Source organism: Spirosoma sp. KCTC 42546 (genome assembly GCF_006965485.1).
Lineage (GTDB): Bacteria > Bacteroidota > Bacteroidia > Cytophagales > Spirosomataceae > Spirosoma.
On record NZ_CP041360.1, the window covers coordinates 452,315 to 476,977 of the forward strand.

Genomic DNA, 24,663 nt, shown 5'->3' on the forward strand with positions numbered 1-24,663 from the left:
AGCTCAATATACTGATACTTAGTTGAAATAGATTCCTTGTTCCATATCAGCAAGAAGAGTTGACTGCGCAGGATGCCAATTCAGGCGCTCCTGAGTTAGTTTGCTCGATGCCGGGCAGTCCAACCCTGCGAAACCCGTAAACCACCCAAAATTCGCTGCTGCTGTTTCAGGTGCTATGGATACCACCGGAATGTTGAGGTGTTTGCCGATAGTCTCAGCAATAGTTTTGAATGCAATTGACTCTTCGGCAACCGCATGAAACCTCGCTCCCGTTGCCGCATTCTCTAAAGCCAGCCTGTATAGATGCACAGCGTCCAGCCTGTGCACAGCATTCCAGCGGTTGAGCCCATCGCCTATGTATCCCGAAACTCCCTGTTCACGGGCAATGTTAATCAGCATCGGCACAAAGCCATGATGATCACCTTCTCCGTGTACGGAGGGCGAAAGACGGATCACCGAAACGCGTACACCCCGCGCGGCCACAGCATCCGCTGCCTCTTCCGATAACCTGGGGTGTACGCCAGGAGTAGGTATTATATCTTCCGTGCCTAAACGCCCCGGACTAACAAGCGCAGTGCCGGAAGTCACGATAAAAGGACGATCCGATCCAACGAGTGCCTCACCGATGGCTTCAATAGCCAGCCTGTCTAGTTCACATACTTCTTTAAACCGGGTAAAATCGTGGATAAAGCCGGCGTGAATGACGCCATCTGATTCGGTAGCTCCACTTCGCAAACTATCCAGATCCTCCAAATCACCCCGATGAACGTCAGCGCCCACTGCGGTAAGCGCTTTTGCCGCGGATTCTGAGCGGGCAAGGCCTACCACCTGGTGGCCAGCACCCATTAATTCCTGAACAAGGGCAGAACCAACGAAACCGGTGGCTCCTGTAACAAATACTTTCATAACCTGACGTGTCTGTAAATTGAAATTTGTTTTTTTATTGGTGCTGTTTACCTGTTTTTATTGATCCAGTGCCACGGCAGCCTGCTGCTATTCCCTAATGAACCGGTGACTACAATCTTCATGTTGCTGCTTGGTTTTGATGGTACAAATATTCAGCGCAGTTAACCTTTAGATGTAGTCAAATCCGGGGTCGTTGTAGTCAAAATAGGAGTGGTTCTGATCAGGTTGTACAATATGACCTGATTGGGCTAATGCTGATGCATGTTGATCTTTTCGTACAGCTTATAAGCAGGCTGATTCCAGTACAGTCCCTTCCAGTCAGTTTGCCATCCTCATTTAATCTGCATCTCCTCACTATTGTCACCTTCCTTTGGATATGTTACGATTTCGCACTTCCATAATGCCTTTGCATAGCTGGTTAATTTTCTTTTGTCAAAACACGCTCCCCACCATTCCTTTTTATGGTCATCTGGTTTTTCGTCGTATCGAACTCGATGGCTATAGCTACACCTTCTATTCTAAATTTGTCCTGGGCTGTCGCTTCGAGTGGAACCGCAGATTGACCGGGCGGCTGTGCGTACAGTGTAGCGCCTTCTCTGCTGATCATAAATTTGGCAGGAGCGCCCGGGAATGAATAAGCACCTACGTATTTGTCCAGAATTTCTGGGCTGATAGTGAGGGATTCGAAGGTGGGAATTTGAAAGGGTTTATTGTAGTAAATGTCAATGATGCCATTCATGATATTGACCACCGGGTAAACCTTCGCATTCGTTGTATAGGCGACTGCCAGCTTTTCTTCCGGCAGATAAGCCAGCCATGCTCCGTAGTTGTCGCCCCCGCCCGTGTGCCCATAGAAGGTCTTGCCCGCGAACGTGAAGGGTTCCATGCCCAATCCGTCGCCATCCCGTATCGTTTTCATTTGATTGAGACTCTCCTGAGAAATCAGTTTTCGGTCGAATAGTGCCTGGATGAACTTGATCAGGTCGTTCGGTGTCGAAATAATCGACCCCCCACCAAAAAGGATGCTTGGATGGGTTTCGGGCACCTGTTTCCACTCTCCGAGGTGCCTATAGGTAAGCGCTTCGTTTTTGTTCACATCGATGTTTCCGGTCGCTATGTATGTATCCTTGAGCCCGATTCTTGAGGTGATTCGTTCCTTGAGTGCTTCCTCGTAGGGTTTGCCGGTTAACTTTTCAAGGATAAGGCCCAAAATGGCATAGCCAGAATTGCTGTAGGAATGCTTTGTGTCTGGCTCAAAATCAGGTGTGCCTTTGGCGATGAGGGAGAGCAGTTCATCCTTCGTCAGTAGGTTCGTCTTCGACGAGGGGCGTAAATTTCTGTCTAGTAGGGAGTCATGGATACCACTGCGATGCGCGAGTATATGCGCAATGGTAATCTTACTGGCATTTGGGATTTGTGGGAAGAATTTGTCGAGCGTATCGGTCAGCTTTAGCTTTCCTTCCTCAACGAGCTGAAGGATCATTGCAGCGGTGAACATTTTTGTGATCGACCCTATCCGGTAGCGGGTTGTCATGGTCAACGGGTTCTTTCCGGTTCCGTTAATCTGGCTGTAACCGATTGAGCGGCTGTAAAGAACGTTGCCTTCCCTGGCAATGACCAGACTGCCCATTGCCTTATTCTTTTCGGCGAGCTGGTCAAAAAACTGGTCAAGTTTAGCGTTGTCCAGCGTCTGTGCGTAGCTGGCAGTAACTAAAAAAAGGGCCAGTGCGGTTGCGACTAGTAAGTTAGATTTCATGGCGTCTGAAAGGACTTTGAATTTCAAAGTTTGTAGGTAAAAAAATAGGGTAAATGGGGCTGGCGCTGGTCAGCGTTGATTCATCCGAAAAAAGCAAGGGTTGCTGTATAACAGGATTCGTTATCTAAACCCAAATAGGAACGGAAATAGAAACGTGACAATAATTGCCCATAAGACGTAAACAGGCAGATAGAATGCCATGATTTTTCCAACCCCAACTGGGCTAACCTTCTTTGAAACTACCTTGTAGAGCTGGGCAGTTACCAGCAAAAGATTGATAAGGATGAGCACATTGCTACCCAGAATTACAGTCCTATTGGGCGTAAATCCCCATTCTGAGATCCTGAACAGGATAGCAGACAGTGCAATACCATTAACAAGTATCGTTACAATAGATAGCAGAAAAAGCACCCAGATTTCTGCCTGGCTTTTCGATGTCTTCGATGTTTCGGCAACAGAAAAGAAAATGATGGCCATCACGCCAATTAATAGCGCATTGAAAATCAGTAAAAACTCCCGGTCGTTGTACGGATCCTTATCTGAATAAACCATGGCTACGAGATAAATTACCAGCATTACTAGTACCAGCGGACTGAATATCCTGGCAATTACCGGGGAAACTTTACCAACTAATTGCTGATTGGTTTGGGTGAGGTAGGTGCCTACAATAGGTGCAGCGGAAAGCCCAAAAATTCCAACATAATCGAAATAGTACTTCTCAATTTTAAAACCGATTAATCCGAAAAGATTAATGGTTATGCCGGTCATGAGTGCGCCTGCTATCAGGATGAGGGTTGTCATAACGACCAGGTCGCCATTATACCTTAAATAGCTAAGCCGTTTTTCATCATTAGTTCTCGTTTCGCCAACAAAAGAAAAACCTACTATCGCCCATAGAAATAAGACTAAATGGATGCACGATAAAATTAAGGTATCGCTTTTTTTTGCGTCAGGAAGTGAATTAATAAAAATTGACCCAACGAGCATTGCGCCAGCTATAAACGTGATTTTACCTATTGATAATTGATTCTTCCAGGCGAAGTACGTTGCCAACGCGGGGAAAACGATAAAGCCGATGTTTCTGGGATAGAAAAATTCCTGGCTTATCGATAAAATTACCGGCAGCTTTGCAATGAAACCTGCCACCAGCGAAGCGATTAGTACAAATACTAATTCCCCGCCTGTACCCCAGTTAAGCTCATCGGGTTCATAATTGAGTCGTTCATGCCAGCAATCAGCAAGGGCATTGCCTTTAAGCTCTGGATAGAGTGTACTGAACGCTCGCCTAAACGGCACTTTGTTCGCTCGGTACATCTTTTCAAGTTGTCCGGGGTTGTTCAGATAATGGAGTATTTGCTCTTTCATGAGTGTATAGATGGTTACTTTTTAGTCAAAATTCTCAAGCAGTTAGCGCCGTTTTAATGCCACAGCGTGCCAGCTAATCCCAAAACAATTCCAAGCCATAAGCCGATACTACCTACCAGTACACTGACGATCACAGCAATTGACTTATTTACCCCGATCTGGTTGTGAAAATGAAGAATGACGTAATTGCATAAGCCTCCTACGGCTCCGGCTAAGGGAACGATAAGCAGGGGTCTAATCATCCAAAGCGTTCCCCAAGCTGGATTAGGCTCACGAACGCCAAGCAGAAAAATTGAGATCAGTACTAAACCAATGCCTGCACCTACTACCATTCGTTTACCTACTGAAACTGGATGAATTGGCGGTGTAGTTAACTTGTTGCTCTGTGTCATAATCAGTTAGTTTTAAGCGTTATAACTAGTTTTTAGGTAATCCATTTAGGTACTTTGAATTTCAAAGTGTACATATAAAAAAATAGCCGTTGTCACCTGACTATTCAGCAACCCCTTTAATTAGTTTTTCCAAAGCGTTAAGATGGTCGCTAAATGCTTTCCGGCCAAGCTCGGTAGCGGCATAACTGGTGTTCGATTTTTTGTCAACAAATGATTTTTCCACCCGAATAAACTCGTCTTTCTCCAGGGCTTTCAGATGGCTTGCCAGATTACCATCCGTCACATCTAGAAATTCCTTCAGCGAATTGAAATCAAGCGTCTGATTAACAGCCAGGGCCGCCATAATGCCAAGCTTGATCCTGCTTTCAAATGCTTTATCTAAACCATTGATCGATATTTTCACCTTTCGTACCGGTAATGCATATAAATGCCATACATAATATGGGCTACGCCAAACCCTAACGCCCAACACACTAACCCGTATTCAATGAAGTAGGCACTCAGTAAGCCTAGCCCTATCTGGATAAGTCCTAAACTTTTCACTTCTTCATAAGTGAACTGGCTGGCATTATATAAGGCCAGTCCATAAAATACTAGCGTAAACGGGGCTAGTAAGCCAATCAATCCTTTAGTGATCAAAACAAGGATTAGAAGGCCACCCACAAGTAACGGAACTGCCATATTGATCAGTAATCGCTTTACAATGGCATTCCAGAGTTTTTCTCCCCGTTTAGTCGCCTTGTTGTAGGAAAGAAGAATAGCCGTACCCATAGCCAGTACCAAAATGGCGCTAGCTAAAGCAATGACTTGTACTAGACTAAAAGATGATCCGCTTGAATTAGTGCTACTATACACCAGTTCATCAGGATTAAAGCCAAGAACTTCATAGGCAATGTAAGCCCCTGCCAATGCATACAGACCTGCCATGATGCCTGCCCAACCGGCCAGCGACAGAAACTTGGAAGAACGCTCCATGATGGCGCGTATCTGGGCTATATCCCGAATATAATCCTGCTCTTCGTTCATTTAAAAGCACTTTGAATTTCAAAGTAACAGCAGGAATCACAGTTATGCAAGCGTTTTTAGATTTTTTATAATTGTTCAGGTAAATACGGCGCATACATCCATTGAGCCATCCTATAAATCCCTACCAGGAAAAAGCTTATTTCCTCAACGATTGCTCAATGAGTAGTGAGAGGTGTACGCTTCGGACGCTCTGCTTACTAACTACTGGAAGGCGGGTCAAACCCGTAGGGTAGTCTCGTATGTTTAGGTTGGTCAGAAGCAACCTGAGTTTACTGGTAGCCATGGCTCGTCCAATACGTATGGCTCCTTACGTCAACTGGTTTATGTGAACGACTTTGGGGTTTCGGGTTAGCAAATGGATAATTCCATACGCAATTAGGTAGGTACATCCACAAACAGTGAACAGTACGTTATAGCCACCAGCTAAATTCCCGGCTGCTTTATAGGTATCCAACAAACTGCCAACCAGAATAGGAAACAGGATGCCACCTACAGCCCCCGCCATACCGGCAATCCCCGCAGCCGAGCTGACCGCCTGTTTGGGAAACAGATCAGAGGCCAGGGTAAATACGTTGGTGGCCCAGGCCTGGTGCACAGCAACGGCCAGACTTATCAGCCCGACGGCGACCCAAACACTGGTGGCAAACTGCGTTAAAATAATGGATAACTCTAAAAAGGCAAAGACTAACAGCACTAGTTTTCGGGCTTTCAAAGTAGGCCAGCCGCGTTTGATAAGCCACGAGGATAAGGCTCCGCCACCAATGCTGCCAACGGTTGTGGCCGTGTATATTAACATGAGCTCCAGGCTCGGTTTCTTGAGGTCTAATTGAAACGACGAGGAGAAATAGGAAGGTAGCCAGAACAGAAAAAACCAGTAAATAGGGTCAATCAGGCCTTTGCCGGTAATGAGTGCCCACGTTTGTGGCAGGGTGAATAACCTGGCCCATTTTATGGCTACTTTCCCCTCGGTTTCTGTTTCCTGTCCGCTGATGATGTAGGCGTATTCGTCGGCAGATAATCGTTTTTGTCGGGCTGGTATATCGTAGAAAATAAGCCAGAAAAATAGCCACACAAAGCCTAACGCCCCCGTAATCCAGAAGACTTCCTGCCAGCCGTAGTGCGTTAAAATCCAGGGCACAATGAGTAACGCTGCCACGACACCAATACTGGTTCCGGCATTGAATAGGCCAGTTGCTAAAGCCCGCTCTTTCTGCGGAAACCATTCCGCCACCGTTTTTACAGCTGCGGGGTAATTACCGGCTTCGCCCAGGCCTAACCCAACGCGGGCCACGCCAAACCCAAAAGCCGAGCGGGCCAGCGCGTGAAGCATCCCGGCCACACTCCACCAGATAATCGTAACAGAGTACCCTAGTTTTGTTCCTACTTTATCAACAAACCAGCCAACCAGCAGTAGACCAATGGCATAAGCTGCTGTAAAGGCGATTACGATACGGGCGAAATCGGTTTCAGTCCAGCTAAATTCTTTCTCCAGAATGGGCTTTAATAAACCAATTATCTGCCGATCAAGATAATTGATCGTTGTGGCGGCAAACAATAAAAAAACAATGAACCAGCGATAATTCCTTAGTTTAAAATTGAGCATTTTATCATGAATGATGAATGATGAATGATGAATGATGAATGATGAATGATTTACCTTTTTAGCGCATTCATCACCGCGCGGGTGACCCCGTCATCATTTCGTTGACGAAGTGCTGAAAGTGTTCTTTCAAGCCTGACCAGTTTTGCTGTTGGATGAGCGTCTTGTCGAATAAGTGGCTACCAATGCCTACGCCATCAGCTCCGGCTTTAAAGTAGGCTGCCATGTTGTGGAGGCTAATGCCGCCGGTTGGAATTAGTTTCAACTGATTCATGGGTGCTTTTATGTCTTTAATGTAGTCGGGGCCCAGAGACGTAGCGGGGTAAACTTTTACCATTGAAGCCCCTAATGACCAGGCCTTATAAATCTCAGTGGGGGTGAATGCGCCGGGAAAAATGGGCACGTTACGTTTTACACAGGCTTTAATCACTTTTTTGTTGACAATTGGGGTGACTATAAACTGTGCCCCGGCTTCTAGTGCCCGATCAAGATCCTCCAGCGTACAAACGGTACCTGCGCCAATATTGAGCCCATTAGTAGTTGTTTCAATTGCCTGTTGAATCATCGTTTCTACCCCCACTGTATTCATGGTTATCTCGATGGTTGTCAGACCAGCTTCCTGGTAAATAGGGAGAATCTGGCTTACGACCTCAGCCGGGAGTCCTCTGATAATTCCGACGAGCGGTGCTTTTAAATACAATTCCCAGGAGAATGCGTGTTGTGCCATATGGTTTATTTGCTTAGAAGTACGAGCTGGTTCTGCGCTACTTTAACCTGGCCAGCAATGGTGGCTTTATCAAGTAAATCGACAGAAATGGTCATGGTTCGTTCCGATAAATTCAGTTCATCCATGGCCAGTTTGTACAGTTCGTATAAATTGTTTCCACTGCACAGAATCAATTGCCAGGTAGGTTGGTGACTAAGTGACTGAAGCTCGTTGCCAATTAATAATCCACTTAAATAAAGTGCATTCTGGCGTTTGGTTAATTGATTGAATAATTGATTGGTTCTAACCCGGAATAAGCTATTCAGAATGGATGACTGATCCGATTGGTTGACCCCACGTTTAAAGGCGTCTACTTCGCTTTCGTCAAAAACGGTCAGGCCAGTGGGTTCTACAGAATCTTTCAAAATGCTGTAGTTCGACATGAGGTTAAAGACCTCGCCTGTCATAAAGGTTTGGAAGTCGGTTACCAGCTGATTCCGGATGTAGATATGTTTCGAATGCGTTCCTGGGAATATCAAAATCGACTCGTCACTATTATAATGCAGCATATCCAATAACGAGAGCAGACCAATTAACTGAGTTTCTTCACCCCGCATAACATCGTGCTGCGTTTTAATGCCCGATATAAGGATAATGTCGTGCGGAAAATCAGCCTGTGAGCCAAGCCGTTTGATATTGGCCAGACTTCCATCAATTGGAAACGGTAACGTAGCGTACGGAACTTCGTCCATGCCAATAGAGGAGGAGGCCATCCCTGAAACAACGATCGGTATATCATCCAGATTAATAGCGAGTTGCTTTGCCAGTAGATTAATCTGACGCTTTAGTTGTACCCGAAAAAACTGCTCTCTGGAAATTCCATTCATTTCGCCATTTTCCTTCCAGGAAGTAAACATAGTTGCTACGCCTTCCTGTGAGGTAACTTCGCCAATAAGCTGGCTATCAATACTGTTGATGAGTCGTAGCCGAAAAGAGGATGTCCCCCAATCGCAACCTAACAGATAATTTTTCATTCGTTCTATCAGTTTCAAGTACTACTTACGGTAACGCAAAGGCAACATAAGACCCCCCTGACTTTAAGCCATATCGGGTGCCACCCGCAGCAATGACAATATATTGCTTTCCGTTGGCCATATAGGTTATCGGCGTCGCAAAGCCTCCGGCGGGTAACTTGTACTCCCATACCACTTTACCGTTTTTTTTGTCAAAAGCTCGAAGTTTTTCGTCATAGGTAGCCGCAATAAACAGTAAGCCCCCAGCTGTTACAATTGGACCACCGTGATTTTCGGTGCCGGTGGGTGGCAGTCCTTTTTTGGTCAGGTCGGGGTATTCGCCGAGTGGCACTTGCCAGAGGTACTCGCCCGTGTTCAGATTAATGGCGTTCAGCGTTCCCCAGGGCGGTTTAATGGCCGGGTAATTGTCCTGATCCCGAAATTGGGTGTTACCATTATTCAGATATGGCGGCATGTACGGGAAGTCGGCATCCCTGACCACGGGCGACGTAACCACCGAGCTATGCATATCGGGCACAGCCTCAGACTTGGTTTCGCTCTTGAGCAAAAAGTTGACGAGGGCGTCGCGATCTTCTTTAGACAAGTGACCAAAGGACGGCATACGTCCCCGGCCGGTTGTCAATAAGGTGTTGATCTGCTCACGATCCAGTCGTTTTCCTACGTCGGTCAGGTCGGGGTAGGCTTGGGATGCACTTGCTGAAGCCGCACTACTACCTGTCCGATTCAAGTTGTGACAGGCCGAACAATTCTGGTTAAACAAGGACGAGCCGCGTGTTTGGACTACGTTCGTTCCCTGCATCCGGCTATCGCGCATTTTCAGCCACCACAGCATAGTATTGGCATTCTGATACAAAATACCGTCGGGGTCGGCAGCATTACCACCCCACTCGGCACCCCCACCAAAGCCAAAATACAAGCTCCCTTCTTCGCTGGGGGGCATATACTTGCTACCTACCCGACTGTTTTTATACTGGTTCAACACATAGGCGTGGGCTTCGGGGGTACGGGTCGTGATTTCCTTTTCCGTTAACTCCTGCCGGACAAAAGGCGCAGGCTTGCTTGGAACGGGTTGGGTAGGCCAGGGCTTCTCGCCGGGTAATGCCGGTGAGGTAGGAACGGGTACCTCCTTCACGGGGAATAAGGGTTTGCCCGTATCCCGGTCAAACACAAACACATAGCCGTCTTTGGTTGCCTGTGCCACAGCATCAACCAGCCGGGGCCGACCGTCGGGGCCATTGTGTTTAACGGTTACCAGGTTGGGTGGGCAGGGCAGATCACGATCCCAGAGGTCATGATGGATGGTTTGGAAATGCCACACCCGCTTACCCGTTTCTGCATTCAGGGCAATTACGCAGTTGGCAAACAGATTCTGTCCCGGGCGGGCACCCCCGTAGAAATCAACAGAGGGCGATCCTGTTCCCGCGTAGACAATACCCCGCTTTTCGTCGATGACCATACCGGCCCAGCAGTTCGCTCCGCCCAGTTTTTTGTAGGAGTCTTTGGCCCAGGTTTCGTACCCAAATTCACCCGGCAGCGGGATGGTGTGGAATACCCAGGCCAGCTTGCCCGTACGCACATTAAACGCCCGAATGTAACCCGGAGGAGCATCTCCCCCTTCGTTCACGGCTGAGCCCGTAATCAGTAAGTCTTTGTAAATAACACCGGGGGTGGTAACACGGATTGAAAAGTTGTTGACGTCGTAGCCAAGTGTTTCTTTGTCGCCAAGGCCCTCATGCAAATCAACTTCGCCATGCCGGCCAAAGCTGTCAATTAGCTTACCCGTCGAGGCATTGATGGCGTACAGAAACGAGCCAACAGAATATAATATACGTTTGTCCGGTTCGCCGTTGCGAGCACCATCTTCCCAATACACAACCCCACGGATGGGGTGAAACCGGGGCTTTTTTTCGGGATTGGCGAAGGGATCAAATTGCCAGTGCTGCTTACCCGTAGCTGCATCGACGGCAAAGAGCTTCATGCGGGGCGACGTGCCGTACAGCACCCCGTTTACAACAATCGGCTGACATTGAATGTCCATCCCACGTTGGCCCGCTCCCGTATTGTCGCCCGTGTCGTAGGTCCAGGCAAGCGTCAGGTCTTTGACAGTCTGGGTGTTGATCTGGTTCAGTCGCGAGTATCGATTTCCCGCATTGTTTCCACCATACGTAGGCCAGTCATCGGCGGGTAACTGCGGCTTGATTACACTCGTCTCCTGATTTGCCGACAGGAAACAGCCCAGAATCAGAATTCCAAAAGAAGATTTAAGTAAGAAATTCATTGACAAGTTGAGTTAGGAGTAGGTTAAGAGGGGTTAATAGAATCTAAAGAATCAAGCCTTAGCTGCTCACTTCATTTTTTCATAAAACTCATAGGCTATTTTCCATTTTACTTCCTGTCCGGGTGCTGCTTTCAGTTGTATGTATGGCTCGGGGCAGGAGGTTGTTGCGCAGGCCCAGTATACTAACTTTTGTAGCGGCTGATCGCTCGTGATGTGTACCCCCGCACCTGTTTTCTGGTTTTCGATACGGATATCGTAACTCGCTGGAGTGGTGCCAAATCCTTGCAAACCAGCACTATACACCTGCTCCTTTTTCTCTAATTCGCGGGAATAAAGCAGCCGTTTTCCCTGTGCCAGAATTGTGGTGCCAAAGCCTTTTCCCTCTCCCTGCACATCAAATGGGAACTCGATGTTCACGGTTGGGCCCGTGGGTTGTTTGTCGATGATGAAGAAGTTATGATCGTAGGCGCTCGTCTCGATGGGCAAGGTGCCAGTATTTTTCAGGCTGTGTTCCAGCACAAGTTCAGGCTTGCCTTTTGTGAGCTTTACCGTTTTGCGATACACGTAGGCATAGCCTGTTGGGCTGGTAAGGGTATGGGTAAAGTCAATATGGTCTTTGTACCTGTTTACGTTCCAGGTTCCCTGATCCATGATGTCGTAATACTTCCCGAAGGCATAGGTTTTATCATCGGGCTTCCGAAGCATACCCACGCCTATTTTCATAAACGTATCGCCCGGTTTGGCTTCCGTATAGCCCAGTGGAGTAAACTCTTCTACCGGTCCACTGATGGCATCGTGCAGTTTGGGGTCGTAGTTCTCAAACCAGGGTTCAATAAAGCTGTGCCCTTTATACGTCAGATCGTTAAACGCCCCCGACCAATCGAACCGAGTACCCTGATAATAGCCCTTGCCTGCATCGGGCAAGTACAAGCTCGTTTGAATGAGGTCGTTGGATAACTCAGCCTGTGGCCAGTCGGCCATTGGCATAGTGGTGCTACACAAACCGCATACAACAAAAGTGGAGATGAGTGCCTTTTTCAACTAAATATGATTTGTAATGGCAGTGGACAACAACAGAGATGAAAAGATGGAACGCAGATTTTTATGATCATTACGATTATTTAAGATTCTGATAATTAGATAGTAATCATAATCATCATAAAAATCTGCGTTCTATCTTTTTATGCTACAAATTCGGATTAATCGACGTGTCGGTGTACGGCAGAGGAAACCAGTAATTTGCTTTGGTGATCGGCTTGATCGGTTGCAGATCGTCCGGGCTTTTAGCTGCATTAGCTTCCTCAACTTTTTCGAGACGAATCAGATCAAACCAGCGGGTGCGTTCGCAGGCAAATTCCCAGGCACGTTCCTGCACCACCGCGTCAGCAAACTGGGCGGCTGTTAGTCCGTCGCCGGGCGAGAGTGCTTTTGCGCCCGATGGCAAGCCCCGTAATCGGACAGCATTGAGGGCGTCATATGCTGCCTGATCCGGGCCACCCGTTCCACGCGCTTTCGCTTCAGCATAAATGGTCAATACGTGCGGATAGCGCATCATGACGGAGGGCAGCGAAATGCTGGAAGTTACAATATTCCCCTTGATGTACCATTTCTTGTAATAGGGGTGTTTGGTCAGGCTGTTCTGCCAGGGGATTGTGGTAGCACCTAACCCAAACTGAGTGCGAAAAGTGGCATCTTTGCGCGGCCCTTCGGGGAAGTTTTTGAAGAAATTAAGCTCCGCAAACATATCGTCCCAGCCGCCCTCTTCGCCGGGCATTGTGGTGTTGCCATAGGTAGCGTTGGCCGTACCACTACCCCCCGTAAATCCATTGATCTGAAACACCGATTCAGGAATAATAGCCACCGCCGGATCATTGTCGAAAACGGCGGCAAAGGTTGGCATCAGCGAGAACCCATAGGTAGCGCGGTTGTCAATCACTTCTTTGGCTTTGGCCGCAGCCAGATCATATTTGTCGGTTTGTTTCAGTGGCCAGCCAGCCATCGTCAGGTACACATCCGCCAGAAATGCTTTGGCCGAACCCGCATTAGGCCGACCCGGATCGCGCCGGGTGTTGGGCAGCATGGTTTCAGCTTTCTTCAGGTCTTCGACGATTAGTGCATAGACTTCCGCGGGTGTCGATTTTTTGATTGTGAGCAGATCGGCTGAGTATTCACCCGCCAGCACCAGCGGAATATTGCCATAAAAGCGGGTTAACCAATAGTAGGAAAAGCCACGAATGAAAAAGGCTTCGCCCGCAATAATGTCAATTGTTGCTTTGGTACCAACCGTTTTTGTGTAATTATTGATCACGTTGTTGGCAGCCTGAATGGCTTTGTAACAGCCATTATACACGGCTCCTGAGCGTTGGTTGGTGGTCGACACGTTAAACTGATCGAATTCACGCCAGTCCGCTTTATTACTGGCTGGGTGTGTGGTCACGTCATCACTACCGATGGTAGCCGCATTGGCCGATGGGTGAAGGAACCCGTATGTCCACTGATTACCCAACCCCCGGTAGGCTCCGGTCAGAGCTGACTCTAACCCATCCTGGGTCGCGAGAACGTTACCGCCATACAATAGCCCGGTTGTATCTTCTTCGAGATAACCTTTGCAGCCTGCGGTGAGCATAGCCGCCAGTCCAATTATTAGTAACTTTTTCATGATTCATCAAATGAGGTTTATGGTATTCGGTTTACGGGTTACGGTTGGGCGGATACGTTCATGCGTCAGCCACCGAAAACAAAAAACTGAAAACCGTTTTTTTAGAAGCCCAGGTTGATGCCGAGCGTATATTGTTTTGCATTAGGATAGGAACCGTAGTCAATACCGATGGCGGTGTCGGTGTTCGAACCAACCCGAGCCGACTCCGGATCTGGCCCTTTGTATTTGGTGATTGTAAGCAGGTTCGTTGCACTCGCAAATACCCGGATGCTGGCTTTATTATGAATGAAGCCGGTGGGTACCGTGTACGAGAGACTTACGTTTTTCAGGCGAACGAAGCTACCATCTTCCAGGAACCGGCTCGACTGGGTGAAGGGCTGATAGGTTTTCGTAAAGGCCGGAACGTTAGAGGTTTCATTGCCTGGCCGGTAGTAATCCCGGATTTCGGCCAGGATGAATTGCCGCGCATCGCCCGAACCCGACAGCGCAGCCGCCCGCGTGTAATTGAGCTTATCGACACCAAAGACGCCATTGAAGAATACGTTCAGGGTCAGTCCTTTATACGTAAAGGTGTTGTTCCAGCCTCCCGTTGCTTTCGGGAAGGCCCGGCCAATGATCTGAAAATCATCCGTTGTGATCGAATTGTCGCCGTTCAAATCCTGGTAATGTGGATCACCGGGTACACGCCCCTGTTTGGCTGCCTGATCGGCTTCGTTTGGTTTCCAGGTGCCCAGGTAATTCAGGCCCCAGTAAGACCCCAGCGGCTCACCCGGCATTAGCATAAACTCATTGGTTGTCGACATGCCGGCACCAACACCCGTACCCTGCCCCAGCCGTGGCAAACCGCCCAGACTGATTACGCGGTTCTGTAAGGTGGAAAAATTCAGGTTCGTTTCCCAGCGGAAGCCACCCAATACCAGGGGCGTACCAACAATCGAGAATTCGACCCCTTTATTTTCAATTTCGCCCACGTTTCGGGCTTGTGTACCGCCCCCCGCATAGCTGGGAATGGCTACGTTCAGGAGCAGATCTGAAGTGTTTTTCTTGAAGTAGTCAGCTTCGATACGTAAACGACCATTCAGGAATTCCATTTCCAGACCCACATCGACCTGCTTGGTTGTCTCCCATTTGAGATCGGGATTGCCGGGATTACCTAAAATCACACCAGATGTAGCCGCCGTGTTATTAAAGGCAACCTGGGCTGAACTATAGGCCGATATGGTCGAGTAGGGGCCGAGTGCCTGGCTACCCGTCATACCCCAGCTTCCCCGCAGTTTCAGGTTGTTGAATACGTTGAGTTTCTTGATGAACTCTTCCTCTGATAAACGCCATCCAAGCGCCACAGATGGAAAAACACTGTACTTGTTACCCGCTGCAAACTTGGACGATCCATCGCGACGAACGGCCGCTGATACCAGGTATTTGTCTTTGTATCCATAGTTTATACGTCCCAGCAATGACAATAGCGTCCATTTCTGATAGCTCGATGCCACGGTAGCGGCTGTATTGCCACCAATGTTGTCGTATCCCAATTGCGGAAACCGAAGCCCCGACGCACTGGCCGTAAAGTCTCTATTGGTGAATTGCTGGGTCTCCAGTACGGCAACCGCGGTAATGGAGTGATTACCTAGTTTGACATCGTAATTCAGATTATTCGTGTTTTGCAGGGTTACCTGTTCCGCCGAATATCGGCTTGCCGTTGGTACGTTGTTGGAAAGTCGCTTGCCGTTTAAATTCAGGTTTTGTGCATTCAGGTAATTGACGGCGTACTGCAAGTCGATGGACAACCCTTTGATCGGAAGCTTATAGTTTATCCCCCCATTGATGTTGATACCGCTCTTATTCGCATCCACCGACTGATCATACAGATAATCCAGCGGATTGCGGTAAACGGAACCAATCGGGTCTGTAAACGTCGGTTGACCATCGGCACCGTAAGCAGGCGTAGTGGGTGCCCAAGCCAGTGCCTGTACAATGGCGCCCCCATCGAGGGTATTGTGGTTTTGTGACCGCGTACCCCACAGATTCAACCGAAACGAAAGCTTATCGTTGATCTGCGTGTTTATGTTGGTACGCAGGTTATACCGCTTAAACCCACTGTTATTGACGATGCCGTTCTGGTTTAAATAGTTTCCTGACACCAGAAAGGTCGTTTTGTCATTACCGCCCGACAGGGTAATCTGGTGCTGCTGACCCGTTCCGTTTCGGAAGACCAGACTCTGCCAGTCGGTACCGCCGTTTTGTTTGAACTGCGCAATCTGATCTGTGGTGAACGGTAACCCGGAACCGACAGCCGTAGCGCGGGCATTAACGATTTCGGCGAATTCCCCGGCCTGCAATACGTCGTATCGTTTGATAACCTCCGAGGTGCTGAACTGGCCTTCGTAGTTGACTTTGAGGCCTTTCGCTCCTTTTTTAGTCGTAATGATCACCACGCCATTCGCTCCACGACTACCGTAGATGGAGGTTGACGCGGCATCCTTCAAAATCTGGATGGTCTCAATATCGCTGGGGTTTACAAAGTTGAAATCCGCCCCAACAAACCCATCGACAACATACAAGGGGTTGTTATTGCCCAATACAGAGTTGGCCCCTCTGACCCTTATCCGGGCGTCGCCACCCGGCGCCCCGTTTGTCTGGCTTACCTGTACACCCGCAGCACGTCCCTGAAGCACCTGATCCAGACGTGTAACGGGTTGCTGGGCAAACTCCTTGGTTGAAATGGCCGTCAGAGCGCCCGTTACGTCGGTTTTACGCTGTGTACCGTATCCAACCACAACCACTTCATTCAGCGTTTTCTGATCTTCGGCCAACTGAACATTAACCACCGAACGTCCATTGACAGGCACTGTCTGACCAACGTAACCGATGTTTGAAAAGACCAGCGACGCATTGCCGGCCGCATTTAGCGAAAAGTTTCCTGAGGCATCGCTGGAGGTACCCGTTGTGGTACCACTTACCTGAACGTTGACACCAGGTAATCCCTGATTGTCTGGACCGGTCACTTTACCGGTAACCCTGGCCGTCTGGGCGAAGGCGTAGCTATGCCCCAGTAGCAACAGGATAACGAAGAGTTTTACAGTTTTTTTCATGTTTAGAGGTTTATTTGGGGGAGTTAAATTTGCTTAACGTAACGCGGACGGTCGGCCTTACCAATCCACTACCGAGCCATCCAGCGCATTATAGGATTCTGGGTTTTTCCAGTCGTGGCCAATTTTGTCCTTCATAAGTGCGTCATCTAGTTCAACGCCCAGCCCTGGCCCTTTGGGAATCATCACCGTACCATCGCTTTGCAGCTTGAACGGATTTTTTACATAGCCTTCACCCAGGGAGACCTGCTCCTGGACCAGAAAATTGGGTATGCTGGCTGCCAGATGCAGCCCCGCTGCCAGGGAGATTGGCCCCATTGGGTTATGAGGGGCAACGGGAACGTAATAGGCTTCGGCCATACCCGCAATCAGGCGGCCTTCAGTGATGCCTCCGGCGTGGCAGAGGTCGGGCTGGACAATGCTAACGGCTTTCTTTTCCAGCAGTTCGCGGAAGCCCCATTTGGTGAAAATACGTTCGCCAGCGGCAATGGGCAGATGAGTGCCCCGCGCAATGTCGGCCAGGATATCCACGTTTTGCGCCTGACAGGGTTCTTCGACGAACATGGGTTGAAAGGGCTCCAATTGTTTGATGAGCACCTTGGCCGTTTGGGGCGAAATATTTCCGTGAAAGTCGATGGCAATGTCCATGTTCGGGCCACCCGCTTCCCGCAATGAGGCAAAATTCTCGACCGCGTAGTTGATGAATTGTGGGTTCTCGACAATGTTGGCCGGGTTCTTATGCGCAACCCCCGTTTTGATAACGGTGTAGCCTTCGGCCTTGCGCTTCTTTATGTCCTCCGCATTGCTGGCCCGTCCATAAATCCGAACCCGATCGCGCGTAGGACCGCCCAGCAATTCATAAACCGGTACGTTTAGCAGCTTGCCTTTAATGTCCCACAGGGCATGATCGATGCCGCTCAATGCACTGGTCAAGATGGGGCCGCCCCGGTAAAACGCATGGCGGTAAATAGCCTGCCAATGGTGGACAACATGGCGCGGATCTTTACCAATCAGGTACGGTTCCACTTCTTTAATAGCGGTCTGGATCGTTAGTGCTCTGCCTTCGAGCAGGGGTTCCCCTAAGCCATGAACGCCTACATCGGTATGGATTTTCAGGAAAACCCAGCGGGGCTTCACCAGAAAGGTTTCGAGTTTTGTAATCTTCACCTTGCTGTAATCGGCAAAGTGCCCGGGACTGGCTGCGTAAGACGTTTGTGGCAATACCATCGTGCCCATGCCGGCCACACCCAATACAGATTGTATGGCAGAACGGCGCGATATGCCGGATTTTTTAGCTGGATGTTTCATTCGGGTTTGGTTAAATCGTGATGGTTAATCGTTTAAGCAAGTCTGAAAAAAAAGGAATTAGCTGGTTTTTGATGTACAGTTTATGGTTTTCGGTGCCGACCGCACCCGCCTGTCTTACGCTGGCCTGCCAATGCGATATCCACCGAAAACCATAAGCCAACTATCGGCCTACGGCCGAATAATCGTCCCGTCTATTTTACGAACCTGCCAGTTGGACTTGGTCGTGATCGGATACTTGGCCGCTTCCTTTTCATCAATATCGACGCCCAGCCCGGGTACTTCATTGACCGACATATACCCTTTGTTCATGGTGGGGCAGCCACTGAATACTGCCTGCGTCTTATCCGAAAACTGCACCGCTTCCTGAATCCCGAAGTTCCAGACGGCCAGATCAATGTGGGCGTGGGCCGCGTGACCAACCGGCGAGACATCGCCCGGACCATGCCAGGCGGTGCGGATGTTGAACCACTCGCCTAATCGGGCTACTTTCATAGCGGGGGTGATGCCCCCAATTTGCGAGACGTGAATCCGGATGAAATCGAACCATTGGTTGACCATCGGCTCCTTGAACTCGTTGATGTTGTTGAACAACTCGCCCATGGCAATGGGTACGGAGGTTGCCTGCCGGAGATTGGCGAACCACTTCATGTTCTCGGGCGAGAAGGGATCTTCAATGAAAAACGGGCGGTACTCTTCCACTTGCTTGATCATGTTGATGGCGTCGATGGGCTGTACCCGCTCGTGAATGTCGTGAAGTAGCTCGATTTCTTCTCCGCACTCTTTCCGAACGACTTCAAACATTTTGGGTACCGATTTCAGGTAGAGCCGCTCGTTCATGTAGTTGTCGGTTTCACCCCCAAAGCCAGCTACTTTGAAATCAGGTTTGTCGGCGGTGGCGCCCACGGCTCCATAGCCGCCCTGCTGAATGCGGATATACTTGAACCCCTTTTCCATGAAGCTCTTCACACTATCGGCAGCGGCTTCGGGAGTGTTTCCGCCCGCGTGGGTGTAACAGGGGATAGCAAATCGTACTTTTCCGCCCAGCAGTTGGTATACCGGCATTTTTGCCCGTTTGCCTTTGATGTCCCAAAGTGCCTGATCTAGTCCGGAGAGGGCATTGTTAAGCACGGGCCCATTTCGCCAGTAGGAGCTGACATAAGCCGCCTGCCACATGTCTTCGATGTTGTCCACGTCTTTGCCTACACAGAACTCGTTCAGATAGGTGTTGATGGCTACAATCACGGTAGCAGCCCGTTGGGTGAACGTAGCGCAGCCTAACCCATAGAGACCGGGTTCGGTGGTTTCCACTTTCACGACAATCAGGTTGGAACCTTGTGGAGCCGTAGCAATGGCCTTTACACTTTTGATCTTGACGGGAGGCATCCCGACGGCATACTGAGGCTTACCCTGTTGCTCGCGGGCTTCGGCGGTGGAGATGCCGCCAAACAGCCCTAACACACCGGCGGATGAGCCAAAGCCTAGCATTTTTAACGTATCGCGACGACTTTGATCGGTTTTATTCATGGGAGAATTGGTAGAGGGTTGAGCGATTTTACTTGACTGTTAATGAGTTCTTTTCTGACAGGATTTACAGGATAAACAGGATTATTTTTCATCTACACAATTCTGTTTATTCTGTAAATCCTGTCAGAAAAACATTACTTCTTATCCCACCAAACGCGGGTATCCAGCGTGTTGGGGCCCTGTCGGGTGATTGCTTCGTTCAAACTTCCTGAGTTAACGACAATCTCGCTATCGGGATAAGGCATGCGCCGGATGAAATCGCCTTTCACTTCAGAGCCGGGGTACGGATTTTTCTTCAGGGCGGGATAGCCACTGCGTCGGAAGTTGGCAAATGCCTCGGTGCCATCCAGGAAACTGGCCACCCAGTACTGCGTGTTGATCTGATCCAGGGCTTTACTGGCATCCAGCGGGTGGGCATCCAGATAGGCTTTGATTGCTGTTTCTGGAATGGCTGTTCCATACGACGCCATTTGTTCGAGGTTGGCCCGGATACCCTTGGCAAAATAATCGGCAGCTGTTCCGGCTACCCATCCCCGTACAGCCGCTTCGGCCAGATTGAACTGAACCTGCGCGTAGGTGATGTGGTATTCGGGCGCATCTAACTTGAGTACCGTGTTCAGGTTAACCTGCGAAAAATCCCACAGACTGACCACGTTGTTTTGCGCAAGTACTGTGGTAATCGATACGTCATTATAACCCATTGGCATACCAATCTGTACGGCTGGATCAGACGAAGCGCGCGCGGCTACCTGTTCCTGACCACCTTTGGCACCTACATAGCGCACGGCAAAAATGGGTAAGCGGGGGTCGTTGTTCTCTTTCAGGTAATTCACAAACGGTGCCGCGAGGTAGAAGTTGGTTTTTTCGCGGGCGGCCAGGTGATTCGCAATGTAGTTGTTGTATATGGCGGTATGACGGAGAATCGAATTGTCGGCGTTGGATTGAAATACGCCCCCGGTTACAGCCTTTTTTACATACGTCTCGGCCATCGTGGGATCGACTTTGGTCAAACGCATACCGGCTCGCAGCATGAGTGAATAGCCCAGTTTTTTCCACTTGGCAACATCGCCCCCGTACAGGATATCGGTAACCACGGGTGTTTGGGCGGTGGTCAAAGCGGCTGAGGCTTCGTCGAGTTCCTTCAGAATATCCTTATAAATATCCTGCTGCGCATCGTATTTAGGCGTGATAATCTCCGTAGTGTAGCCCTGGCCTGCCTGAGAATAGGGAATATCCCCATAGGTATCGGTTAGGATCATGAATACATAGGCTTTCCAGATGCGGGCTGCGTTGTAAGTGTTGGATTGAAGCGGATCGCTCTTGGTTTGATCCAGCGTAGCTACCAGTTGCTTCAGCACGTTGCGGTAGAAGTTAGTCCAGACTAAGGGCGTGTTACTACCATTGATCTGGTCGTAATTGGCACCGGATAGCGAACTTCCATAGGGTGTAATGATCTGTTGAACAATCCCGAAATTGTAGGTCAGCATGCCCAGTGTACCAAAGCCATCGAGGTAATTGGTGCTGATGATTGCCTTGTTGAGAACCATTGATGGAGACAGCGAGGTTGGGTCCACCTTATTGGTATTGACCTCGTCGAAGCCCTGATCGCAGCCTGATAGCAGGCTCAATGAGAGGAGTAGAGTAAGGGTATATTTTAGATTTGTTTTCATGATTTCTTTTTAGGTTTAACGAGTCATTGATTGTCATTCGCTGTCAGATAGTGCCATTGATCGCGCATGCGAAGAATGACGGCTATTGCCTATTCATGACGAGCAATGACCATGAATTAGAACCGAACGTTCAGGTTGAATCCGATGCTACGAGTAGGTGGCAACCCTGGCCAGAAATCCAGCCCTACACCATTGTCGGACGAGACCAGTGCTTCTTCTGGGTCCATGTTTTCGGTCCATTTCTTAATGACCAGCACGTTGTTGGCTACCGCATTCAGTTTCAGGCCTTTGATGAACAGACCGGCTGGAAGTAGCTTGCCGAAATCATAGCCTAACGAAAGCTGCCGTAGTTTCCAGAAGCCCGCATTGAAAACAAAATCTTCGTTGATACCCAATGGGTTAATAGATTCATAGAAGGGTTGGACAGCGGCCTTGGTCTTGTTGATTTCTCCGTTCGGATTAACGCCGTTGCCAATTACATAGCCCACATCCCGGCCCGGTAGCGTCCGTTTCGACAGGCCGTGGCGCATGTAGTTTATGTTCCGGCCCGCAATCATTTTGTGGCCCAGTTTGAAATCAATCAGTACCGAAAGCGACAGGCCCCGGTAGGTGAACGTATTGGTGATACCTCCGAAGTAAGTGGGTAGGGCGTTGCCCACGTTCTTCAGCGTATTATTACGAAGTGGCATTCCGCTATTTTGGTCGAATACCTGACGTCCCTGGGCATCGCGCAGGTAGGTGAACGTATACAACTGCCCAATGGGCTTACCAACCACCTGATTCAGCGTCCGGCCGCCACCGCTGCTTACGGTAATGACGGTATCATTGGGCGATAACCCTAAGCGCAGAACCTTGGAAGTATTATACGATGCGTTGGCGCTAACATCCCAGCGGAATGCTGGTGTAACAACAGGCGAAAATGTCAGTAACATCTCCAGCCCCTGGTTCATACTCCGGCCTACGTTGATCAGTTTGCTGGTGTAGGACGAGGCATCGGAAATTTGAGCCGCCAGAATCTGGTCGTCGGTTGTTTTATGGTAATAGGTAAAATCAAAGCCGACTTTATTATTAAACAGCTTTAACTCCAGACCCACCTCGGCTTCCTGAATGCGGAGTGGACGTAGGTTTTTGTTTGGAACTACGGTTGCGTTGATACCACCCACGGGTACAAGTTGTCCCGACGGGTTAGGAAATGAATTATTATCAACCGCGTAGTAGAGTGCGTTGGAGTAGGGGTCAACATTGTCTGAGCCCACCTGTGCATAGGCCGCTCGTAATTTGCCGAAGGTAATCCACTCGGGTAGATTCTTGTAGGCCTGCGAGAATACGAAACTACCTGTTACGGATGGGTACAAAATACTTCGGTTAGACGGTGCCAGGGTTGAAAACCAGTCGTTCCGGGCCGTTACATTCAGGAAGAGGTAATCCTTGTAAGAGATCGTAGCGGCTCCAAACAGGGAGTTGATATTCTTTTCGGCGAGGGCGTAAATCGGGTTTTTGATCCGGCCGTTGGCTACCGTATACAGACCCGGCGTTACGAAATCCTGCACCGTTACGCTGTTGTAATCATTGCGGGCATACCGGGCGTTTCCACCCAAGGTTATATCGACACCAATCTTCCCAAACGTTTTATTGGCACCCAGAATAAAGTCAAGATTCCGTTCGGTATTCTGGCGAACATCCTGGGTATAGGAGCCATTTACGTAGCCAACCGGGGCTTTGGCAATGGGGGCATAGCCATTAGGTATGTTATAATCCTGATTGCGGATGTAATAATCCTGAGCGATCCTTGCCTGTAAATAAAGCCAGTCAGTAAACTGATATTTAAGGGCAATATTGCCGAAAAGCCGGTCGCGCCGGATATTCTCAAAATGATGGCTCATGGAATAGTACGGGTTGTTCCGGACCAGAAAGCGCGAGAACACGAACTCATCGCCGTTGGCCTCGGTCTGATTATCCCGTAGGGCTTGAAACGGCATAGAGTTGGCGAGCGTGAAAACCACCGTCGAGACGGAGAAATCCTGGGTGTTCAGTTGGGGTGGGTTAATGTTGTTCTCTTTGGAGTAGTTGATATTTCCAGAAGCGGTCAGCTTGCTGGTGATATTCTGGCTAAAGCCCAGGTTAATCACTTTCCGATTGAAGGTATTGTTCTCCATAATCCCCCGGTTGTCAGTATTGCCAAAGGATAGGCTGAAGCCGCCGTTCTGGCCATTATTGGCTACGGTTACCGTATTGGTAAAGTTGGTGCCTACGCGGTAGAACTGTTTCACCCGATTATAAACAGGCTCATACGGGTAGGTCTTGTTGTCGAACAAGACCTGCGTCATGCCCGGCTGAAATTTCTCACCGAAACTCCATACTCCAGATGTTGGCCGGGTGGTGGTGGGCCGTATGCCGCCTTCTCCCTGCCCGTATTCATACTGAAAGTCGGTGAAGTCCAGTGGTGTATCGGTGGTGAGGTTTGTATTATAGGTAACGCCAAACCCTTTACCTGCGCCCCGGCTTTTGGTGGTAATCATCACCACACCATCTTTAGCCCGTGAGCCATAAAGGGCTGCTGCTGTGGCTCCTTTCAGTACGGTCATGGTTTCAATATCGTCGGGATTGATACTGCTTAGCCCATCGCCCCCGTCTGAACTGTTGGCAGCACGAGAGCCAAAATCGCCCCCGAGGGAATAGTTGGAGTTATCGATGGGCACGCCATTCACTACAATCAGTGGGTTATTCTGTCCGCTAAACGACGACTGCCCGCGAATACGAATCTTGGCCGTTCCGGCGGGCCCCGTTCCCATCGTGGTAATATTGACACCCGCCATTTTTCCCTGAAGACCGCTCACAAAGTTGGGGGTACGGTTCACGGAAATCTGTTCGGCGTTGACGGTGGCTGTTGCATAGCCCAGCGTTTTGGCTTCGCGTTTGATGCCAAGTGCCGTAACAATCACTTCGTCGATGGCTTTAGCATCTTCTGCTAATTGTACATTGATGATAGAGCGATTGTTAACGGGAACCGTTTGACTTATGTAGCTGATATAGGAGAAAATCAGCGACGCAGTGGCAGGCGCATTGATCGTATAGTTACCTGAGGCATCTGTAGTTGTACCCACCGATGTACCCCCTACCACTACGTTGACACCAGGCAGCCCCTGGTTATCCGGGCCGGTCACTTTACCGGTTACGCTATTGGTTTGTGCAAAGCCACAGCTACTGTAAAGCAGCAGCCATAGCAGAAACAGGTTTACAGGTTTTTTCATGATTAAGGAAAGTTTAAGAAAGGACACTCAAAAGGGCAGGAACAAATGTGATTCTGGAGATGCTTTGGATTCTCAGACACGCCCGAGAATCCAAAGCAT

At 49.2% G+C, this 24,663-nt stretch carries 17 protein-coding genes; all 17 read right to left on the minus strand.

Annotation, left to right across the window (positions count from 1 at the left end):
• Nucleotides 1-18: 18 nt before the first annotated feature.
• Nucleotides 19-906 carry an SDR family oxidoreductase gene (locus EXU85_RS01960; RefSeq protein WP_142770458.1) on the minus strand — a complete coding sequence of 296 codons (888 nt, stop codon included), beginning with the start codon at nt 904-906 and terminating at the stop codon, nt 19-21.
• 418 nt (nt 907-1,324) lie between these two features.
• Nucleotides 1,325-2,662, minus strand: a complete 1,338-nt coding sequence (locus EXU85_RS01965) for a serine hydrolase (protein ID WP_142770459.1) — start codon at nt 2,660-2,662, stop codon at nt 1,325-1,327.
• A 120-nt stretch (nt 2,663-2,782) separates the two neighbouring features.
• The gene (locus EXU85_RS01970) at nt 2,783-4,027 is read right to left on the minus strand and encodes a hypothetical protein (RefSeq protein ID WP_142770460.1); all 1,245 of its coding nucleotides are present in this window, start codon (nt 4,025-4,027) and stop codon (nt 2,783-2,785) included.
• Nucleotides 4,028-4,080: 53 nt separating this feature from the next.
• Nucleotides 4,081-4,419: a potassium transporter KefB gene (locus EXU85_RS01975; RefSeq protein WP_142770461.1), complete on the minus strand. Its 339-nt coding sequence runs from the start codon at nt 4,417-4,419 to the stop codon at nt 4,081-4,083.
• Nucleotides 4,420-4,519: 100 nt separating this feature from the next.
• Nucleotides 4,520-4,822 carry a transcriptional regulator gene (locus EXU85_RS01980; protein ID WP_142770462.1) on the minus strand — a complete coding sequence of 101 codons (303 nt, stop codon included), beginning with the start codon at nt 4,820-4,822 and terminating at the stop codon, nt 4,520-4,522.
• Nucleotides 4,819-5,445, minus strand: coding sequence for a hypothetical protein (locus EXU85_RS01985; protein WP_142770463.1), 627 nt, complete (start codon nt 5,443-5,445; stop codon nt 4,819-4,821). Before EXU85_RS01985 ends, EXU85_RS01980 begins: the two co-directional genes overlap by 4 nt.
• Before the next feature lie 307 nt (nt 5,446-5,752).
• Nucleotides 5,753-7,048 carry an MFS transporter gene (locus EXU85_RS01990; protein ID WP_142770464.1) on the minus strand — a complete coding sequence of 432 codons (1,296 nt, stop codon included), beginning with the start codon at nt 7,046-7,048 and terminating at the stop codon, nt 5,753-5,755.
• 70 nt (nt 7,049-7,118) lie between these two features.
• Nucleotides 7,119-7,772, minus strand: coding sequence for a bifunctional 4-hydroxy-2-oxoglutarate aldolase/2-dehydro-3-deoxy-phosphogluconate aldolase (locus EXU85_RS01995; RefSeq protein ID WP_142770465.1), 654 nt, complete (start codon nt 7,770-7,772; stop codon nt 7,119-7,121).
• Between the two features lie 5 nt (nt 7,773-7,777).
• A complete protein-coding gene (locus tag EXU85_RS02000; RefSeq protein WP_142770466.1) occupies nt 7,778-8,785 on the minus strand; it encodes a 2-dehydro-3-deoxygalactonokinase in 1,008 nt (335 codons plus the stop codon).
• Between the two features lie 25 nt (nt 8,786-8,810).
• Nucleotides 8,811-11,063, minus strand: a complete 2,253-nt coding sequence (locus EXU85_RS02005; RefSeq protein WP_142770467.1) for a PQQ-binding-like beta-propeller repeat protein — start codon at nt 11,061-11,063, stop codon at nt 8,811-8,813.
• A 66-nt stretch (nt 11,064-11,129) separates the two neighbouring features.
• Entirely contained in the window at nt 11,130-12,044 is a 915-nt protein-coding gene (locus EXU85_RS02010) for a hypothetical protein (RefSeq protein WP_246859401.1), read from the minus strand.
• Between the two features lie 205 nt (nt 12,045-12,249).
• Nucleotides 12,250-13,722 (minus strand): RagB/SusD family nutrient uptake outer membrane protein, encoded by a 1,473-nt coding sequence (locus EXU85_RS02015; RefSeq protein WP_142770468.1) that lies wholly within the window; start codon nt 13,720-13,722, stop codon nt 12,250-12,252.
• 101 nt (nt 13,723-13,823) lie between these two features.
• A complete protein-coding gene (locus EXU85_RS02020; RefSeq protein WP_142770469.1) occupies nt 13,824-16,814 on the minus strand; it encodes a TonB-dependent receptor in 2,991 nt (996 codons plus the stop codon).
• 57 nt (nt 16,815-16,871) lie between these two features.
• Complete coding sequence (gene dgoD / locus EXU85_RS02025) at nt 16,872-18,119, minus strand: galactonate dehydratase (RefSeq protein ID WP_142770470.1); 1,248 nt, start codon at nt 18,117-18,119, stop codon at nt 16,872-16,874.
• Between the two features lie 168 nt (nt 18,120-18,287).
• Nucleotides 18,288-19,643, minus strand: coding sequence for an enolase C-terminal domain-like protein (locus tag EXU85_RS02030; RefSeq protein WP_142770471.1), 1,356 nt, complete (start codon nt 19,641-19,643; stop codon nt 18,288-18,290).
• Between the two features lie 134 nt (nt 19,644-19,777).
• On the minus strand, nt 19,778-21,313 hold the full coding sequence (locus EXU85_RS02035) for a SusD/RagB family nutrient-binding outer membrane lipoprotein (RefSeq protein ID WP_142770472.1): 1,536 nt from the start codon (nt 21,311-21,313) through the stop codon (nt 19,778-19,780).
• Nucleotides 21,314-21,429: 116 nt separating this feature from the next.
• On the minus strand, nt 21,430-24,564 hold the full coding sequence (locus EXU85_RS02040; protein ID WP_142770473.1) for a SusC/RagA family TonB-linked outer membrane protein: 3,135 nt from the start codon (nt 24,562-24,564) through the stop codon (nt 21,430-21,432).
• Nucleotides 24,565-24,663 lie beyond the last annotated feature (99 nt).

Bases quoted from the DNA above. Each gene is read 5' to 3' on its own strand.
- EXU85_RS01965 (WP_142770459.1), bottom strand. From the start codon at position 2,662: ATGAAATCTAACTTACTAGTCGCAACCGCACTGGCCCTTTTTTTAGTT.
- EXU85_RS01985 (WP_142770463.1), bottom strand. From the start codon at position 5,445: ATGAACGAAGAGCAGGATTATATTCGGGATATAGCCCAGATACGCGCC.
- EXU85_RS02015 (WP_142770468.1), bottom strand. From the start codon at position 13,722: ATGAAAAAGTTACTAATAATTGGACTGGCGGCTATGCTCACCGCAGGC.
- EXU85_RS02040 (WP_142770473.1), bottom strand. From the start codon at position 24,564: ATGAAAAAACCTGTAAACCTGTTTCTGCTATGGCTGCTGCTTTACAGT.
- EXU85_RS02020 (WP_142770469.1), bottom strand. From the start codon at position 16,814: ATGAAAAAAACTGTAAAACTCTTCGTTATCCTGTTGCTACTGGGGCAT.
- EXU85_RS02030 (WP_142770471.1), bottom strand. From the start codon at position 19,643: ATGAATAAAACCGATCAAAGTCGTCGCGATACGTTAAAAATGCTAGGC.
- EXU85_RS02035 (WP_142770472.1), bottom strand. From the start codon at position 21,313: ATGAAAACAAATCTAAAATATACCCTTACTCTACTCCTCTCATTGAGC.
- EXU85_RS01975 (WP_142770461.1), bottom strand. From the start codon at position 4,419: ATGACACAGAGCAACAAGTTAACTACACCGCCAATTCATCCAGTTTCA.
- EXU85_RS02000 (WP_142770466.1), bottom strand. From the start codon at position 8,785: ATGAAAAATTATCTGTTAGGTTGCGATTGGGGGACATCCTCTTTTCGG.
- EXU85_RS01990 (WP_142770464.1), bottom strand. From the start codon at position 7,048: ATGCTCAATTTTAAACTAAGGAATTATCGCTGGTTCATTGTTTTTTTA.
- EXU85_RS02010 (WP_246859401.1), bottom strand. From the start codon at position 12,044: ATGGCCGACTGGCCACAGGCTGAGTTATCCAACGACCTCATTCAAACG.
- EXU85_RS01995 (WP_142770465.1), bottom strand. From the start codon at position 7,772: ATGGCACAACACGCATTCTCCTGGGAATTGTATTTAAAAGCACCGCTC.
- EXU85_RS01960 (WP_142770458.1), bottom strand. From the start codon at position 906: ATGAAAGTATTTGTTACAGGAGCCACCGGTTTCGTTGGTTCTGCCCTT.
- EXU85_RS02005 (WP_142770467.1), bottom strand. From the start codon at position 11,063: ATGAATTTCTTACTTAAATCTTCTTTTGGAATTCTGATTCTGGGCTGT.
- EXU85_RS01970 (WP_142770460.1), bottom strand. From the start codon at position 4,027: ATGAAAGAGCAAATACTCCATTATCTGAACAACCCCGGACAACTTGAA.
- dgoD (WP_142770470.1), bottom strand. From the start codon at position 18,119: ATGAAACATCCAGCTAAAAAATCCGGCATATCGCGCCGTTCTGCCATA.